The sequence below is a fragment of the Dysgonomonas termitidis genome, from assembly GCF_054657735.1.
Window position 1 is genome coordinate 1,915,281 of the sequence record NZ_BAAHYD010000002.1, and the last position, 16,824, is coordinate 1,932,104.

Consider the following 16,824-nt stretch of genomic DNA (forward strand, 5'->3'; position numbering starts at 1 on the left):
ACCACAAGGGGCACAAAGATTTACACAAAGAGCACTATATAAAAAGTAACAAAGGTAACAGATATATCAGTAAACAGTAAACAGTCAACAACTCGTATTTTGTATCTCGTATCTTGTCTACTTGCAACCCATAACTGCCCGAAGGGCGCAGTAACTCGTAACTATATCAAAAAAGTTACAAAAGTTACACTTTTTCCACTATTTTTTATCTGTTACTTTTTTCCCTCTCTGTAAGTCCCCTTAGGAGATTGAGGGGGCTCGTTCATCCTTTCAAAGAGCTATCAGCTAACAGCCAAAGGCTATCAGCTAATATATAGATAAACTTTTATAAAACTAAAACAGAAAAGAAAAAGCCACAGGTTCTGCCTGTAGCTTTTCATATTGGAATGGAGGTTGGGGAAATTATTCCACAGTGCCTTTTGTAAATTCAAGAACAACATTTCCGTCTTTGAAGAAAGTCAGTTTATCTCCGTTCAATCCTGCTTGCAGAGGACTGGCGAGAAGTCCTGTAAATAAATCTTCCCCTTTCAGGCTGGGACAAGCCATTTTTGTAGACATTACCGGACCAAAAGTAACAGTGTTTTCCTGTAATGTATATGCTGTGCGGTATGTGTTACAGCCACCGTTGCCAAATGCTCTTCCGTCTGCCGTAAATTCCATTGTAGGGGTCTTTCCTGTAAACAGTGTGGCCATATCACCACCTGCTATAGATGTAAGAGTCCATACACCTGCCAGATTTTCCGCATTTACGATATTCGTAGCAGCAGTTATCTTGGGCGCTTCACCTTTTTCGAATTGTAGTATTACGGTCTTATCTTCAGACAGCGTCAGTAATCCATCTTTGTCTATCGATAAGATGAGGTCGGGAGTAGAAAGCGCAGTAAAAAACTGGGGTTCTTTATTCGCCTGTACACACATCATCATTGTAGCAGCCAGATTAGGCGCTGAAAATTCATTCTTATCAGTCAGCGTAAAAGCTCCGGTAAATCCGTTACACCCGCCATTACCGGCAATCAGGTTTTTGGAAAAATCGAATTGTAGATAGGGCAATGTTCCTGCAAATGCAGTTTTAGCATCTTCGCCTTTCAGTTTTTTTAGGGTCCAATAACCTTCGAGTTGGGTTTTATCAACTGGCTTTACCGAATTGCAGCTTTGTAAGCCGAATGTAAGTGTTATAATTGCGATAACAAGAATCGCAGGATTTAAAATACGTTTCATAATTGATATTTTAATAATAATTCTATTCCTTTAGCTCAAATCTGTCGGCATCTTTCCATACAGGGAATTTTGCCCTGAATTGTTCCAACTCCGATTTTGATATACAAATAGTTCTTACCTCCCCGAGGTTCAGACCGAGAGAAAGTATTTCATTCCCTTTAGCATCGATAATTTTTGAGCCGCCTTCGTGTGCCAACCCGTTTCCATCTTTTCCTATGCGGTTTACACCACATACATAACTCATGTTTTCCAGTGCACGGGCTGTTAGCAGGGTATTCCATACTTTTGCCCGCGAAGCCGGCCAGTTAGCCGTATATATAAGCAGGTCATACTCATTGTTAATATTTCTGGCCCATACGGGAAACCGTAAGTCGTAACAAATAAGTAAACAGATACTGAAGCCTTTATGTTCAAAAATCAAACGTTCACCTCCTGCCGAAAAAGATTGAGGTTCGGCCCCCATGCGAAAGAGATGGTGTTTATCGTAATAGAATTCCTTATCAGGACTAATGAAAAATCCCCGGTTGTAAAAGTTCCCGTTATCTTTGGCAATATAACTTCCACATACGGCAACATCATATTGCCTGGCCCATTGCTTCAATAAGGTTATAGAGGTGCCGCTAACCGGTTCGGCCAGATTGCGGCTGTTCATGGAAAAGCCTGTAGTACACATTTCGGGCAGGGTTATAACGTCTGTTTTTCCCTCGAGCCCCGATACAACAGTGTGTATGTAATCAAGGTTTTTCTGTTTATTTTCCCATGCAATGTCGTATTGCACAAGACTGATCCTGAGCTTACGGTCTTGTAGCATAGCATTTTTTTTAGTGAAAAGTGAAAAATATTTTTCGTTTTTTCACTCTTTGTTTTTCATTTTAAAGAAAAATACTCCGGATGCTTCGCAGTTACTCCTTTATAACAGTCTTTAATTATATTCAGATCGGCGTCCACGTCTCCTGTGGGCACCAGTATTTTCTTGAAATCAGCTTCTTTTTTTCCGTAATCGAGTGCCGCAACAACGATCGGTACGTTAGCAGCCAGGGCTATAAAATAGAATCCTTTTTTCCATTCCGCATTCAACTTTCGGGTAGCTTCGGGGGTTATAGCCAGTTGGAAGCTATCTTTCTCAGCATATATCTCCGACATCTGTTCTGTCAGAGAAGTTTTCCGGGAACGGTCCACGGGGATACCGCCTAGTCCTTTGAAAATAAGATTCATAGGGAAGAAGAACCATTCTTTTTTTATCAGGAACGATGCTTTTCTTCCTAATGCACTATAAACTGTCAACCCTAAAGGCAAATCCCAGTTGCTGGTATGCGGAGCTACACAAATGACACATTTTTCAGGAAGGTCTGTATGCCCTGTAATTCTCCAGCCGGTAAGGCGGAGAATAAATTTACTAAAACTTTTCATTAACCCAATGACGCTATTTCTTTGGCAATTGAATTTGTTTGTTCCTGAATGTCAACTCTTAATTTTTTGTAATAAGATTTAACCCTGCCTTTTACTTCTTTACCTTCATTTACATTCACCCGTTTCAACAGATCATTCTGTACTTCTACTATACGGGTAATGACTTTATCGGCTGCCTCCTTGTCTGCATCGACTACGAATATCTTATAAAACAGACAGTCTGTATATAATAATTCTATCGTTGCAATTATACTTTTTTTTAGTTTTCGCCTGCTACTCATAAGAAAATATTTTTTATACGTTTATATCTTTATTATCTTTGTGCTCCTTTTTAAAGGAAAGAGAGATTTAATGTCTTGTCTTTAAATCATAACCGGCACCGGCGTTTTATTTAGACATACAATAAATAGATCTGGAACCTTAGGTTGCGGAGCAAAGGTACTAAAAAAGATACTGATAAACTTACGCATTGAAAATTAATAAGTATTAAATTAAAGAAACCACAAAACGATACAGTATATAGCATAATATGGCAAAACAAAATGATAATCCCGACTATATCTTCGAAACAAGTTGGGAGGTTTGCAACAAAGTAGGAGGGATATATACGGTATTATCTACCCGGGCTAAGTCGATGCAGGATATATGCAGGGACAAAGTTATATTTATAGGACCGGATGTATGGACTGAAAAAGAAAGTCCGTGGTTTAAAGAAGATAAAACCCTTTTGCCGGACTGGAAAAAAACTGCGATGAAGCAGGACCGGTTGAACATTCGTGTCGGCCGTTGGGATGTTCCCGGACAACCTATCGTGGTGCTTGTCGACTTTAACCAGTTTTTTCCCGCTAAGGATGCGATTTATGGTGACATGTGGCATAAATTCGGCGTGGATTCCCTGCATGCCTATGGTGACTATGACGAGTCCTGTATGTTTGCATATGCTTCAGGTGCTGTCATCGAAAGTTTTTATAAATATCACAAACTTCAGGATGAAAATGTAGTCGCCCACTTCAACGAATGGATGCTGGGAATGGGTGCACTGTATATAAAAGACCGCCTGCCCAAAGTGGGGACGCTCTTTACTACGCACGCCACGTCTATCGGGCGTTCTATAGCCGGAAACGGCAAACCTCTTTACAATTATCTGTCGGCCTATGATAGCGACCAGATGGCGCGCGAGCTGAACATGGAAGCAAAGCATTCCATAGAAAAGGTTGCCGCGCAGCATGTCGACTGTTTTACGACAGTGAGCGATATTACAGCCCGTGAGTGCCGCCAGTTGCTTCATCGCGATCCTGTAGTGACGCCTAACGGATTCGAAAAAGATTTTATCCCGGTAGGACAGGAGCACGAAGAAAAACGCCTTGCCGCCCGTAAGAAACTTATAAACGTAGCAGAAAAATTATTGGGATATGATATCCAGGAAGACGCTTTACTGGTTGCAACCAGCGGGCGTTATGAATATCGCAACAAAGGTATAGATGTATTCATCGACGCCATGCACCGCTTGGAGCAGATAAAGCAACTCGAAAAAGACGTGATTGCGTTCATAATGGTGCCAGCGTGGATTAGCGGGCCCCGTGCCGATCTGCAGGACAGGTTAAAACTGAAGAAGACTCCGGTTGCTGCTCTCAGCCATCCGCATATAACTCATTGGCTCCGCAATATGAACCACGATTCGGTATTGAACCAGATCAGTTATCTGAAAATGGAAAATAAAGCGGAAGACCGGGTGAAAATTATTTTTGTTCCGTCTTATCTCAACGGCAATGATGGTATATTCAATATGCCGTATTATGATTTGCTTATCGGCTTGGATGTCACTGTATTCCCTTCTTACTATGAGCCCTGGGGCTATACGCCACACGAAAGCATTGCATTCTCCGTACCTACCATTACTACTTCCCTGGCCGGATTCGGACTCTGGATGCGTAAGATGGGCGATGAAAAAGGAATGGATGACGGAGCAGAGGTTATAACCCGTGATGATTACAACTTTATTGAAGTATCGGAAGATATCTGCAACCGCGTATTCGAAATGACGACAAAAAGTAATGAACAGGAGAGGATACTGCGTCAGGCGGCTTTGGACAGGGCTGATATGGCCGATTGGAAACATTTCTTCAAATATTATCAGGATGCTTACCGCCTTGCCCTGGCCGAAGCCGCAAACAGGACCTGATTTTTCCGGCTTATTGCAAACGTTTGCAATAAGCCGGGGAAACTTAAACAAAATATATAGGGAAAAGAAGCATCAGATTTATTATATTTGTAGCTTCGCGAAATTAAACAAACCACAAAACATATCCGTTATAAAAGGAGCGAGGATAGGAATCTATACAGTTTAAATAATATATTTATGAGAATTAAAGCAAGTTATTCTAACACTCCCTCTTGGAGGAGTGCTTATACACAAGTGAATCTGCCGAAAGAATTGCTGCCATTGGAAAAAATGGCACGTAACCTGTGGTGGGTATGGAACAACGACGCAACAGACCTTTTCGCCGAATTTGATCCTGAACTTTGGAGAAAAAGCGAACACAATCCGGTTATCTTACTACAGAAAATTTCTTACGAAAGAATTGATGAAATCCTTAAAGACTCTATCCTGATGGATAAAGTGAAAAAAGTGATTAAGAATTTCGAATCATATATAGCCGAAAAATTTGATAAAGCAAAACCATCCGTTGCATATTTCAGTATGGAATATGGTTTTTCGCATGTATTGAAGATTTATTCAGGAGGTCTTGGGGTATTGGCCGGCGACTATCTGAAAGAAGCCAGTGATAGCCACGTAGACCTCACAGGGGTTGGTTTCCTGTACCGTTATGGATATTTCACTCAGTCTATTTCTCCTGATGGCCAACAGGTGGCTAATTATGAGCCACAGAATTTTGGCGAATTACCGCTCGATCCGGTATTGAACGAAGACGGAAACCAGATGATCCTGGCTGTGCCGTACCCTGATAGGGATATCTATGCAAATGTATGGAGAGTGAACGTAGGCCGTATTAGCCTGTATTTGCTTGATACCGATCTGGATCTGAACAGTGAATATGACCGTCCAATTACTCACCAGCTATATGGCGGAGACTGGGAGAACCGTCTGAAACAGGAATACTTGTTAGGTATCGGTGGTATTTTGCTACTTAACAAACTGGGAATTAAGAAAGAAATATATCATTGTAATGAAGGCCATGCCGCATTGATTAATGTTCAGCGTCTGCTTGATCTTATCGAAGGTGAAGGGCTTACATTCAATCAGGCATTGGAAGTTGTACGTGCTTCGGGTCTGTACACAGTGCATACTCCGGTTCCGGCAGGACACGACTATTTCGATGAAGGTTTGCTCGGTAAATATCTTGGCAGCTATCCGGCCCGCCTGGGTATCTCATGGCAGGATTTTGTAGATATGGGGCGTGAGCATCCGGGAAGCGGGGAAAAATTCAGTATGAGTGTGTTTGCGCTCAATACCTGTCTCGAAGCCAATGGCGTAAGTTACCTGCATGGAATCGTTTCGCGCCATATGTTCCAGCCTGTATGGCCGGGATACTTTCCTGAAGAGCTACATGTAGGACATGTAACCAATGGTGTACACATGCCGACATGGACTGCAAAGGAAATGAAAGAACTATATGAGAGGACATTCGATAAGAATTTCTATAACGACCAGTCTAATCATGAAATATGGGATAATATATACAGCGTACCCGATGCTGAAATATGGAAACTGCGTCTGGCGATGAAGAAGCGTTTGGTTTCTTATGTTCAGGAGCAAATGAAAGAAGGATGGATAAAGAACCAGAAAGCGCCGTCCGCAATATTCAATATTGTGGATAAAATCAATCCGGATGCGCTGTTGGTAGGTTTTGGCCGACGTTTTGCGACATATAAGCGCGCTCATTTGTTGTTTACCGATCTCGACCGTTTGTCGAAACTTGTAAATAACGAAAAATATCCGATACAGTTCCTGTACACAGGAAAAGCCCACCCGGCCGATGGAGCCGGACAAGGTTTGATCAAGCAGATTGTAGAGATCTCGCGCCGTCCTGAATTTTTCGGAAAGATCATTTTCCTTGAAAACTATGATATGCGTCTTGCCAAACGCCTTATTTCGGGTGTTGATATCTGGTTGAATACACCGACACGCCCATTGGAGGCTTCCGGTACATCCGGCGAAAAAGCTGAGATGAACGGAGTGCTCAACTTCTCTGTCCTTGACGGATGGTGGTATGAAGGCTACCGTAAGGATGCCGGCTGGTGCCTGACAGAAAAGCGGACTTATACCAATCAGGCATATCAGGATGAACTGGATGCCTCGGAAATATATGCTATGTTCGAGAACGAGATACTGCCGTTGTATTATGCCCGTAATTCGAAAGGATATTCCCCCGAATGGATTCAATATATCAAGAACTCTATCGCCAATATCGCGCCGGAATATACAACCAAGCGTATGATCGACGATTATATCAAGAACTTCTATAAACCCGAAGAAGGCCGTTCTAAACTGGTTACAGCCAATAACTATTCTAAGGCTAAGGAATTGGCTGCATGGAAAGAAGATACCGCCGCTAATTGGGATAAATTCACCGTAGAGCAATTGACGTTTAACGGACAGGATTTAAGAGACGGGGCCGGGCTTTCTTCTCCTAACCTTACCGAAGGTGAAAAGATGAAAGTGGAAGTAGTCCTTGATAAAAAGGAAATGAAAGGTGATTTGGGTGTAGAATGCGTACTGACTGAATATGACGCGGAGAAGAAGGTTGATAAATTCATATCGGCTCAGGAATTCAGGTTAGTAAAGCAGGAAGGTTCGAAACTGTATTTCGAAATGAATGCTGAAGCTAAAATACCGGGCTTGTGTAATTTCGCATACCGTGTATTCCCTAAACATCCGGACATGGCTCACCGCATGGATTTTGCATATGTGCGTTGGATCTGAAAACTTTAGATATAAGATAGTGGGGGCGGCTTCGTAATGAAGCCGCTTTCTTTTTGTTTATGATATAACTTATTGCTAATTTTGAAACCGTTTTCCACTAAAATTATATCAATGAAAAAAATTATCTTATTTTCTGTCGGATTATTAGCCGCAATTTCATCAAATGCCCAGATGAAGCCCGAAAGTACCGAATGGTATTATCCTCAACCGCCGAAAGTTATTCCGGCAAAAGTTTTAAACCAGCCGCCTTCCGACGCTATTGTTTTGTTTGATGGGAAGGATTTGTCAAAATGGGTTTCTACGGGTGGAGGAGATGCCAAATGGAAAGTGTCGGATGGGGCGATGGTGATCGTTCCGGGTTCGGGAGGTGTTTCTACCAAAGAATATTTTGGAGATTGCCAGTTACATATTGAGTTTAAATCTCCTGCTCCCGAAAAATACAACGGGCAGAACAGAGGCAATAGCGGTATTTTCCTGCAAAGTACCTATGAAGTACAGGTCTTGGACGGAGATAACAATCCCACCTATGTAAACGGAATGGTAGGTAGTATCTACAAACAGGTTGCCCCTGATGTCGACGCTTACACAAAAAATGGAGAATGGCAGGTATATGATATTTACTGGAAAGCTCCAGTATTCGGCACCGGCGGTAAACTGGAGTCTCCGGCTATGATAACTGTTGTGCTTAATGGTGTTTTGATCCAGAATAATTATATACTGAAAGGGGATACTCCATATATTGGTTTTCCAAAGTATGAGGCCCACGGGCGCTTACCTTTGATGCTTCAGGATCATGGTACAGCTGTTGCTTTCCGTAATATATGGATTCGAAATCTATAGAGGACATATTCTGATAAGAATAAAAACTGACAGATTTGGCTACGAGGTCATTATGTAACAGTTTTGAAACAAAAACGTTACATAATGGCCTTATAGATAATATATATATAGTATAAGCGCATTTTTTCGGTCAAAAAGATATTTGTTTCAAAGTTATTCCTTATATTTGTATCGTGAATTAGGTTATTGATAATTTACAAGTATAACGAACAAAGAATACCATGGATAAGATGGGATTTCTTTGTTTTTTTTATGCCTGTAAGTGAATAAAGATTGTTTTTAAATTAAATTTTTTTGGTTATGAAAAGGTTATCAATTTTATTTGTAGCGATACTGGCGTTCAGTATCAGTTCATTTGCGAGCAACGATTATGAGGTTTTATGGGTGTTGAATAACAAAACAACATTCAATACAGTAACCGATTATGTAAAGGCTAGTCCTGAACAGAAGGAGCAGTTGGGAAACATATTCTATGATTCGGCTGAGAGATTAAAAAATGCGTTGCAGGATAACGACAAAGAGGGGGCTTGGAAAGCCTTGGCCTTCAATTTGGCAAACACTAGATCTGTATTATCTGCACAGCAATACCGTAAATATCTGGCAATATTAAATGCTACATATCAGCAGACACAAGGTGTTCTTGTAGCTAATAAATAAAGATGTGATGTTAATTAAACAAATTGGAGGGAAGGATTTATTCTTCCCTTTATTTTTTCAAAACAGTTCAAATCCTTCTTTGTATGTCCTGAATTTCAATTCCGGAAGCAATTCCTTTCTCATACGACTCGTATCTCCATAATAAGACACCATTCCTATTTTTACAAAATCAACGGTCAGCGGGCTTCGGGTACCAAAAAGGGTAGAGAATGCTTCAAAACCCCGGGCTGCCGTCATTATCATCCATACCGGCATACGCCACGGTTTGCGGTTTCCTTTATAGATTGTTATATCGTCAAGGAATTGTTGCAGAGTTTGCACCCCCTCATCCCCAATATGATAAATCCCTTTTATATCGGGGTTTAGAGTGGCCGCAATAGTTGCATCCACAAAATCGGGTTTCGAGATGAGATGTATATAGGTCGGTTTCCTCCACACTCCCAGTAACCAGTGGCGGGCAAACCATTGTGCTGCATCTATCATAAGGATTCCTTTGCCGTAGACCATCCCTACACGTAAAGAGACGGCTTCGAAATCATATTTCTCTCCATACCGGAACAAGAGTTTTTCTTCCTCGAGACGTGTTTTTGCATGCATCGATTCCGGTTTCCCATCCAATACGCCGGTCGCCGGATCTTCCGGGCTGCGTTCACCTTCTACATGGGGGAAACTGATGAGGATAATGCGTTTTACTTTCTGCCCGATAGCGACATCTAATAAATTGTTGAAATATTGCGTATTCGTAGTCGGCAGGAATTTTTCGGGATTCGCTTTGAATAATATTCCCGCAAAATGAACGATTACATCGACATTTTCGAGTGCATCGCGCAATGTCTCCTTGTTTGCTAAATCTACTTTAAAAACGGATATATTCTCTTTCTCTTTCAGATTATCGGCGGCATCTTTTTTATGTATCAGCAAGTTCAGATTTACATTCATATCTTTCATTCCCTGAGCTAATAATCCGCCAAGGTTGCCTGCCGCTCCCGTTATTGCTATTCGTTTCATGTTAAGTTTAGTTTAAACTGTAAAGATAAGTTTAGTTTATTGCTATATGGTCATTTATTGAAACTATAATATCAAATTTTGTAATGCGGTATGCTATTTTTTTTATAATTTTAGTTTCCCGATTTAGGCTTGGAATACCTGTATATTAATAATATAAACATTAAACACCATGAAAGAACTAAAAATGTTTATCGACGGCAAATTTATAGAAAACGCATCCGGAAAATGGATAGACGTACTGAACCCGTCGACAGAAGAAGTAATCTCTCGACAACCTGAAGGAACGGTTGAAGATGCCCGCAAGGCAATCGATGCTGCCGAAAAGGCGCAGGACAAATGGGCCGCCACTCCTGCTGTGGAAAGGGCGGGTTACCTGATAAAAATTGCAGCAGGAATCCGTAAAAGAGAAAAAGAACTGACTGATATAATCGTTCGTGAAGGAGGAAAAACACAGGGGCTGGCAAATGTAGAAGTCCTTTTCACAGCCGATTACCTCGAATATATGGCAGGATGGGCACGCAGATATGAAGGTGAAATTATCCAGAGCGACCGTCCGCACGAAAATATTTTCCTGTTTAAAAAACCGATCGGGGTTACAACCGGTATTCTTCCGTGGAATTTCCCGTTCTTCCTCATAGCCCGTAAAGCAGCTCCGGCATTGGTGACGGGAAACACAATAGTGGTAAAACCGAGCCAGATCACACCCGAAAACGCATATGTATTTGCCCAAATAGTTGAAGAAACAGGCCTCCCTGCCGGAGTATTCAACCTGATAATGGGACGTGGTTCGGTTATCGGGCACGAACTGGCTGCCAATCCGAAAGTAGGTATGGTGAGTCTTACAGGTAGTGTAGGAGCAGGCGTACAAACTATGGCTGCTGCATCGGCAAATGTTACTAAAGTTTCGCTCGAACTGGGAGGTAAAGCTCCGGCTATCGTTATGGACGATGCCGACCTCGATCTCGCGGTGAAATCGATAATCGCATCCCGTGTTATCAATACAGGGCAGGTTTGTAACTGTGCCGAACGGGTATATGTACACAAGAAAGTGAAAGACATATTCCTTGAGAAGTTGGTTGCGGGTATGAAAGCTGTAAAAGCCGGTAATCCTTCCGAAGTAGTGGATTTGGATATGGGGCCGCTTGTAGAAGCTAATGCATTGAAGTCGGTGGAAGAAAAAGTAGCGAAAGCGATAAACCAGGGCTGTAAACTTCTTTGTGGCGGCAAGCGTATCGGAACGAAAGGCTATTTCTTCGAGCCTACTGTTCTTGCGGAAGCTACTCAGAAAATGGATATTATACAGGAAGAAACATTTGGCCCGGTATTGCCTGTCGTTGAATTTTCCGATATAAACGACGTTATTGAATGGGCTAACGATTGTGAATATGGACTGACATCCTCCGTTTATACTCAGAACCTGGATACAGCTTTCAAACTGGTAAGAGCGCTTAAATTCGGTGAAACATACATCAATCGTGAAAACTTCGAGGCTATGCAGGGATTCCATGCCGGATGGCGTAAATCGGGAATCGGCGGCGCCGATGGTAAACACGGACTTGAAGAATATCTTCAGACACATGTAGTGTATCTGGAAACAAAAGGCTGATAAGTCTAATAATAAAAAACTCAAAGTCTGCTGGCTTTGAGTTTTTTATATTATTACCTTTATAGCGATCAACTAATTTAAGATAAAGATGAAAGTAGGATTATTTATCCCCTGCTATGTAAATGCCATATATCCCGAAGTGGGGGTAGCCTCATACAAGCTCCTCGATTATCTGGGTGTGGATGTGGATTATCCCATCGATCAGACTTGTTGCGGGCAACCTATGGCAAATGCAGGTTTTGAAGACAAAGCCATTCCTTTGGCAAAACAGTTCGAAGAACTTTTCGGCAAATACGACTATATTGTCGCTCCGTCGGCCAGTTGCGCCGCTTTTGTAAAAGAAAATTATCCCCGCCTGCTGGAGAAAGAACAGCATTTTTGCCGGACAAGCGGAAAAATATATGACCTGTGCGAGTTCCTTCACGATATATTGAAAGTGGACAAACTTCCGGGTAACTTCCCTCATAAAGTGAGTGTACATAACAGTTGCCACGGCGTACGGGAATTGCATTTATCTTCGGCAAGCGAATTGAATATTCCCCGTTACTCAAAGGTCAGGGATTTACTGTCCTTAATAGAGGGAGTAGAAGTGCTGGAACCTCAGAAAGTCGACGAATGCTGCGGCTTTGGAGGAATGTTCTCTATCGAAGAGCCTTCCGTATCTGTATGTATGGGGCAGGATAAAGTAAGGAACCATATGGCTACCGGGGCAGAATATATAACCGGAGCCGATAGTTCATGCCTGATGCATATGCAGGGAGTGGTTAGCAGAGAGAAACTTCCGGTTAAGTTTATTCATGTTATTCAAATTTTAGCTGCGGGACTATGAGTACAAAACATACGAAGGCGGCAGACCGCTTTATTGCTGATAAAGAGCAGGAAAGATGGCATAACGAAACCCTTTGGATGGTACGGGAGAAACGTGACCGTATGGCAATGGCTATCCCCGAATGGGAGCACTTGCGTGAACTGGCTGCGAAGGTGAAGATGCATACGATTACCCATCTCGACCAATATCTTGGAAAATTTGTCAGTAATGCCGAATCCAACGGTGTAATTATTCATTGGGCAAAAGATGCGACGGAACATAACCAAATTGTTTATGATATCCTGTCGAAACATAATGTAAAGAAGCTGGTAAAAAGTAAATCCATGCTTACGGAAGAATGTCATTTGAATCCGTTCCTCATAGAAAAAGGTATCGATGTGGTCGAGAGTGATTTGGGTGAGCGCATTCTCCAGCTGATGAATGAGCCGCCGAGCCACATTGTAATGCCTGCGATTCACCTGAAGCGGCAGGAAGTCGGCAAACTCTTCGAAGATAAATTGCATACCGAAAAAGATAACAGTGACCCTACATACCTTACCCGCGCAGCCCGTCAGCATTTGCGCAACGAATTCCTGACAGCCGGTGCAAGTATGACAGGAGCTAACTTCGGTGTGGCGGAGACTGGTGACGTAATAGTCTGTACCAACGAAGGGAATGCTGATATGGGTACCTCTCTGCCCAAAGTACACATTGTATCGATGGGAATAGAGAAAATTATACCGGATCTCAAAGCCCTGAGTATATATACCCGTTTACTCGCCCGTTCGGCCACGGGACAGCCTGTAACGACCTATACTTCCCATTTCCGGAAGCCGCGCAAAGGTTGCGGGATGCATATCATACTGGTCGATAACGGACGAAGCGAGATACTCGGAAATAAAGAACATATACAAACGCTGAAATGTATCCGTTGCGGGGCATGCATGAATACGTGTCCGGTGTACCGGAGAAGCGGCGGGTATTCCTATACTTATTTTATACCCGGTCCTATAGGTATTAATCTGGGGATGCTGAAATCGCCGGAGGAATACGCTGATAACGTTTCGGCCTGTTCGCTTTGTTATTCGTGTAACAATGTCTGTCCGGTAAAAATAGATCTGGCAGATCAGATATACCGTTGGCGGCAGAATCTCGATTCGTTTCACAAGGCGGATAAGATGAAGAAGATGATGTCGTGGGGCATGAAATTCCTGTTTATGCACCCGGCTTTATACAAAACAGGGCTGAAATTTGCACCGGTTGTAAATCACCTGCCGCGATTTATGCTGTATAACGGATTGAACGACTGGGGTAAAGGACGGGAACTACCACGCTTTGCCAGCGAATCGTTTACCGATATGTGGAAAAAGGGGAAAGTACAGACTAAAAACAGATAAGGATGAGCAGTAAAAACGATATATTAGAAAATATAAGGCAACATATAACCGACAGGTATAAAATGCCCGATATAGATATAGAAGGGATACAGTATCCCGATAAAATAGCCCAATTTATAGACGTAAGCAAGGTTGTGGGAGGAGATGCCATTATCCTGAATGATGATGAAGATATAAATAAAGTTATCGGCTCTCTGTATGCGGACGCTAAAGTGATAGCCTCCAACTTACCGGATATAACCATTGCAACCGTTAATCCGGATAATGTTGCGGACCCGTACGAATTGAACGGGACCGACCTGGCTATAATAGAGGGAGAGGTGGGCGTTGCCGAAAACGGATGTGTCTGGATTCCGCAAAATGTAAAGGAGAAAGTAGTATATTTTATTTCGGAATATCTTGTTATCGTACTTGATAAGGAGAATGTGGTGAATAATATGCATGAAGCCTATGATAAACTCACATTCAACGATTATGGCTTCGGCGTATTTATCTCCGGTCCGTCCAAAACGGCTGATATAGAGCAGTCGCTGGTTGTAGGCGCACATGGTGCAAAAGGAGTGACCGTGATATTGAAGTAGAGAATGCAGGTGTGAAAGATTTTTCGCCCTTCTCTAATTCAACACAATATTATTATTAAATAAAAAGCGTGAGTTTATGCTCACGCCTCTTATCCAAAAAATCAATCCATATGTAATAATAAATACAGGGCAGTAAAAAACTGCTTGACTATTTATTCTCTGTAGTTACTTTCAAAGTCACTTCTATATTGTTTCGTGTAGCATTGGAGTAAGGGCATACCTGATGTGCCTCTTTAACCAGTTCTTCAGCTTCTTGCTGGCTGATCCCTTTTATATGTACATCCATTTCCACAGCCAGTTGAAAGCCTCCACCTTCTTTAGAGCCGATGCTTACCCTGGCGGTTACTTCCGGTTTTATGTGAATTTTTTTTGCTAATGAAACATGGCTTAATGCGCTGCCGAAGCAGGCGGAATAACCTGCTGCAAAAAGTTGTTCAGGGTTTGTGTAATTACCACCCGGGCCACCCATTTCTTTTGGAGGTCTCACTTCCAGGTTCAGTACTCCGTCCGAAGACTTGACACTACCGCTTCTTCCTCCAACAGAAGTAGCTACTGCTGTGTACATTTTTTCCATACTACTGTTTTTTATAATTTGCCTGATTAATATAATAAAACAATAGTAAGACTTGTATTGTTCAATGATAGCTATAATAAAGGAAAATAAGATTTAACAGGGCAATGGCGCAAAGTTTATATTTTTTGAAAAAGTTTATCTATAGAGTGGAGCTGTTAGCCTTTAGCTTATAGCTTATAGTTCTTTGAAAGAATGATAGTCCCCTCCAACTTCCCCAAGGGGCAGGGCTGTTAAGTTCTCTTCTTTGTTCTGTTATTTTCTGCTGTCATCCTGAGTGGAACGAAGTATCCCGACCCTGAGAAACGAGATGTTTCACTCCGTTCAACATGACACAGAGGGTATAAATAATTAGAACTTAACAGCCCTGCCCCCAAAGGGGACTTACAGAGAGGGAAAAAAGGAACAGATAAAAAATAGTGGAAAAAGTGTAACTTTTGTAACTTTTTTGATATAGTTACGAGTTACTTCGCCCTTCGGGCAGTTACGGGTTGCAAGTAGACAAGATACGAGATACAAGATACGGGTTGTTTACTGTTTACTGTTTACTGTTAACTGATATATCTGTTACCTTTGTTACCTTTTGCGTCTTAGCGTCTCTGCGTGAAATACTGTTGACTGCTGACTGTTAACTGAAATAAATGTTACCTTTTAACTATATATAGTTAAAAAATACAAAAATAACAGAATAAAAATAGTAAAAAAAGTGTCAGATGTGTCAAGTTTTAATACTTTATGGTTAATAAATGTAAATATTTAACAGGTGGTTCAGTTACCAATTTTCGTGCATTTATCCTAAAGGCTTAAAGGGATACCCCTTATTTTTATAAAAGCACTATCTTTGTACAAAATGGAAGATTATGATACTAAATATACAAAATGAAACTGCACCGCTGAAAACCGTTGTGCTGGGACAACCGTATTCATTGGGAAAAGAACCTGCACTGGAGGATACATATGATGCCAAATCGTATGAGTCCGTACTGAATGGGACCTATCCGCAAGAGGAGAGTATCGCTGATGAAATGACCGCATTTGAAAAAGTTTTCTTAAAGTACGATGTGGAAGTTCTTCGTCCTCTTATTTTGCCCAACTGTAACCAGGTCTACGCCCGTGATGTAGCATTTGTAATTGACGATAAGATCATCACATCAAATATTATACCCGACCGGGCAGATGAACAGGAGGCATATGCGCCTATCTATAGCCGGATAGCTTTCAATAAAATATATAACCTGCCGGAGAAAGCGCATGTAGAAGGCGGAGATGTGGTACTATATGGTGATACCGTCTTTGTGGGCACATATATGGAAAGAGATTACCCCGAATACAAAACTGCCAGAACAAACGCGTACGCAATAGCATTCCTTCGGGAATTATATCCTGAGAAGAATTTTGTGGCACTAGAGTTGGAAAAAGATGATACTGATCCTCGTAAAGGCATCCTGCATCTCGATTGTACTTTCATGCCTGTCGGCAATGGCAAGGCTATTATCTATAAAGATGGTTTCAAGCACGAAAAAGACTATCATTATCTGGTTGATTTCTTCGGTAGGAAGAATATTTTCGAGGTTACACAGGAAGAAATGTATTATATGAATACGAATATATTTTCCATATCTCCTACGGTTGTTGTAAGCGAGGAACGTTTTACGCGCCTTAACCGACATCTGGCCGATGAATGGGGGTTGACAGTAGAGGTTGTCCCTTATTTCGAAATATCCAAAATGGGCGGGTTGCTCCGTTGCTCTACATTGCCGTTAGTAAGGGAATAATCCGGTAT

15 protein-coding genes are annotated in these 16,824 nt (G+C 41.8%); 9 read left to right on the plus strand and 6 right to left on the minus strand.

The features are described 5' to 3' along the window. Window positions 1-402: 402 nt before the first annotated feature. From ACYQ3L_RS12170 to ACYQ3L_RS12185, 4 genes are read right to left on the minus strand one after another with little or no spacing between them, the layout of a single operon-like run. The gene (locus ACYQ3L_RS12170; RefSeq protein WP_379999064.1) at window positions 403-1,218 is read right to left on the minus strand and encodes an META domain-containing protein; all 816 of its coding nucleotides are present in this window, start codon (window positions 1,216-1,218) and stop codon (window positions 403-405) included. A 22-nt stretch (window positions 1,219-1,240) separates the two neighbouring features. Next, on the minus strand, window positions 1,241-2,029 hold the full coding sequence (locus ACYQ3L_RS12175) for a nitrilase family protein (protein WP_379999062.1): 789 nt from the start codon (window positions 2,027-2,029) through the stop codon (window positions 1,241-1,243). 56 nt (window positions 2,030-2,085) lie between these two features. Beyond that, the gene (locus ACYQ3L_RS12180) at window positions 2,086-2,628 is read right to left on the minus strand and encodes a 1-acyl-sn-glycerol-3-phosphate acyltransferase (protein ID WP_379999060.1); all 543 of its coding nucleotides are present in this window, start codon (window positions 2,626-2,628) and stop codon (window positions 2,086-2,088) included. Then, window positions 2,628-2,909: a hypothetical protein gene (locus ACYQ3L_RS12185; protein WP_379999058.1), complete on the minus strand. Its 282-nt coding sequence runs from the start codon at window positions 2,907-2,909 to the stop codon at window positions 2,628-2,630. Before ACYQ3L_RS12185 ends, ACYQ3L_RS12180 begins: the two co-directional genes overlap by 1 nt. A gap of 248 nt (window positions 2,910-3,157) precedes the next feature. Between ACYQ3L_RS12185 and ACYQ3L_RS12190 the strand changes: the two genes are divergently transcribed. The 4 genes from ACYQ3L_RS12190 (at window position 3,158) to ACYQ3L_RS12205 (ending at window position 9,070) form a co-directional block, all read left to right on the plus strand. After that, entirely contained in the window at window positions 3,158-4,810 is a 1,653-nt protein-coding gene (locus ACYQ3L_RS12190; RefSeq protein WP_379999056.1) for a glycogen/starch synthase, read from the plus strand. A gap of 177 nt (window positions 4,811-4,987) precedes the next feature. Next, window positions 4,988-7,573, plus strand: a complete 2,586-nt coding sequence (glgP, locus tag ACYQ3L_RS12195; RefSeq protein ID WP_379999054.1) for an alpha-glucan family phosphorylase — start codon at window positions 4,988-4,990, stop codon at window positions 7,571-7,573. 111 nt (window positions 7,574-7,684) lie between these two features. Further along, window positions 7,685-8,413, plus strand: a complete 729-nt coding sequence (locus ACYQ3L_RS12200) for a 3-keto-disaccharide hydrolase (RefSeq protein WP_379999052.1) — start codon at window positions 7,685-7,687, stop codon at window positions 8,411-8,413. 300 nt (window positions 8,414-8,713) lie between these two features. Then, window positions 8,714-9,070 carry a hypothetical protein gene (locus ACYQ3L_RS12205; RefSeq protein WP_379999050.1) on the plus strand — a complete coding sequence of 119 codons (357 nt, stop codon included), beginning with the start codon at window positions 8,714-8,716 and terminating at the stop codon, window positions 9,068-9,070. A 57-nt stretch (window positions 9,071-9,127) separates the two neighbouring features. Here the strand turns inward: ACYQ3L_RS12205 and ACYQ3L_RS12210 are convergent, their stop codons facing one another. After that, window positions 9,128-10,078, minus strand: a complete 951-nt coding sequence (locus ACYQ3L_RS12210; RefSeq protein ID WP_379999048.1) for an NAD-dependent epimerase/dehydratase family protein — start codon at window positions 10,076-10,078, stop codon at window positions 9,128-9,130. 169 nt (window positions 10,079-10,247) lie between these two features. Here ACYQ3L_RS12210 and aldA point away from each other — a divergent pair, with 169 nt between their 5' ends. From aldA to ACYQ3L_RS12230, 4 genes are all read left to right on the plus strand, one after another. Next, window positions 10,248-11,684, plus strand: coding sequence for an aldehyde dehydrogenase (gene aldA, locus ACYQ3L_RS12215; protein ID WP_379999046.1), 1,437 nt, complete (start codon window positions 10,248-10,250; stop codon window positions 11,682-11,684). Window positions 11,685-11,772: 88 nt separating this feature from the next. Continuing rightward, window positions 11,773-12,513: a (Fe-S)-binding protein gene (locus tag ACYQ3L_RS12220; protein ID WP_379999044.1), complete on the plus strand. Its 741-nt coding sequence runs from the start codon at window positions 11,773-11,775 to the stop codon at window positions 12,511-12,513. Next, window positions 12,510-13,889 carry a lactate utilization protein B gene (locus ACYQ3L_RS12225; RefSeq protein WP_379999042.1) on the plus strand — a complete coding sequence of 460 codons (1,380 nt, stop codon included), beginning with the start codon at window positions 12,510-12,512 and terminating at the stop codon, window positions 13,887-13,889. The genes ACYQ3L_RS12220 and ACYQ3L_RS12225 overlap by 4 nt, the downstream gene beginning before the upstream one ends. Before the next feature lie 2 nt (window positions 13,890-13,891). After that, window positions 13,892-14,470: a LutC/YkgG family protein gene (locus tag ACYQ3L_RS12230; RefSeq protein ID WP_379999040.1), complete on the plus strand. Its 579-nt coding sequence runs from the start codon at window positions 13,892-13,894 to the stop codon at window positions 14,468-14,470. Between the two features lie 148 nt (window positions 14,471-14,618). Here the strand turns inward: ACYQ3L_RS12230 and ACYQ3L_RS12235 are convergent, their stop codons facing one another. Further along, window positions 14,619-15,044: an organic hydroperoxide resistance protein gene (locus ACYQ3L_RS12235; protein WP_379999038.1), complete on the minus strand. Its 426-nt coding sequence runs from the start codon at window positions 15,042-15,044 to the stop codon at window positions 14,619-14,621. 857 nt (window positions 15,045-15,901) lie between these two features. Between ACYQ3L_RS12235 and ACYQ3L_RS12240 the strand changes: the two genes are divergently transcribed. Next, on the plus strand, window positions 15,902-16,816 hold the full coding sequence (locus tag ACYQ3L_RS12240; protein WP_379999036.1) for a dimethylarginine dimethylaminohydrolase family protein: 915 nt from the start codon (window positions 15,902-15,904) through the stop codon (window positions 16,814-16,816). Window positions 16,817-16,824: the final 8 nt, after the last annotated feature.

Coding starts and splice junctions, on each gene's coding strand:
- ACYQ3L_RS12230 (WP_379999040.1), top strand. CDS start 13,892: ATGAGCAGTAAAAACGATATATTAGAAAATATAAGGCAACATATAACC.
- ACYQ3L_RS12220 (WP_379999044.1), top strand. CDS start 11,773: ATGAAAGTAGGATTATTTATCCCCTGCTATGTAAATGCCATATATCCC.
- glgP (WP_379999054.1), top strand. CDS start 4,988: ATGAGAATTAAAGCAAGTTATTCTAACACTCCCTCTTGGAGGAGTGCT.
- ACYQ3L_RS12170 (WP_379999064.1), bottom strand. CDS start 1,218: ATGAAACGTATTTTAAATCCTGCGATTCTTGTTATCGCAATTATAACA.
- ACYQ3L_RS12240 (WP_379999036.1), top strand. CDS start 15,902: ATGATACTAAATATACAAAATGAAACTGCACCGCTGAAAACCGTTGTG.
- ACYQ3L_RS12235 (WP_379999038.1), bottom strand. CDS start 15,044: ATGGAAAAAATGTACACAGCAGTAGCTACTTCTGTTGGAGGAAGAAGC.
- ACYQ3L_RS12190 (WP_379999056.1), top strand. CDS start 3,158: ATGGCAAAACAAAATGATAATCCCGACTATATCTTCGAAACAAGTTGG.
- ACYQ3L_RS12225 (WP_379999042.1), top strand. CDS start 12,510: ATGAGTACAAAACATACGAAGGCGGCAGACCGCTTTATTGCTGATAAA.
- ACYQ3L_RS12185 (WP_379999058.1), bottom strand. CDS start 2,909: ATGAGTAGCAGGCGAAAACTAAAAAAAAGTATAATTGCAACGATAGAA.
- ACYQ3L_RS12200 (WP_379999052.1), top strand. CDS start 7,685: ATGAAAAAAATTATCTTATTTTCTGTCGGATTATTAGCCGCAATTTCA.
- ACYQ3L_RS12205 (WP_379999050.1), top strand. CDS start 8,714: ATGAAAAGGTTATCAATTTTATTTGTAGCGATACTGGCGTTCAGTATC.
- ACYQ3L_RS12175 (WP_379999062.1), bottom strand. CDS start 2,029: ATGCTACAAGACCGTAAGCTCAGGATCAGTCTTGTGCAATACGACATT.
- ACYQ3L_RS12210 (WP_379999048.1), bottom strand. CDS start 10,078: ATGAAACGAATAGCAATAACGGGAGCGGCAGGCAACCTTGGCGGATTA.
- aldA (WP_379999046.1), top strand. CDS start 10,248: ATGAAAGAACTAAAAATGTTTATCGACGGCAAATTTATAGAAAACGCA.
- ACYQ3L_RS12180 (WP_379999060.1), bottom strand. CDS start 2,628: ATGAAAAGTTTTAGTAAATTTATTCTCCGCCTTACCGGCTGGAGAATT.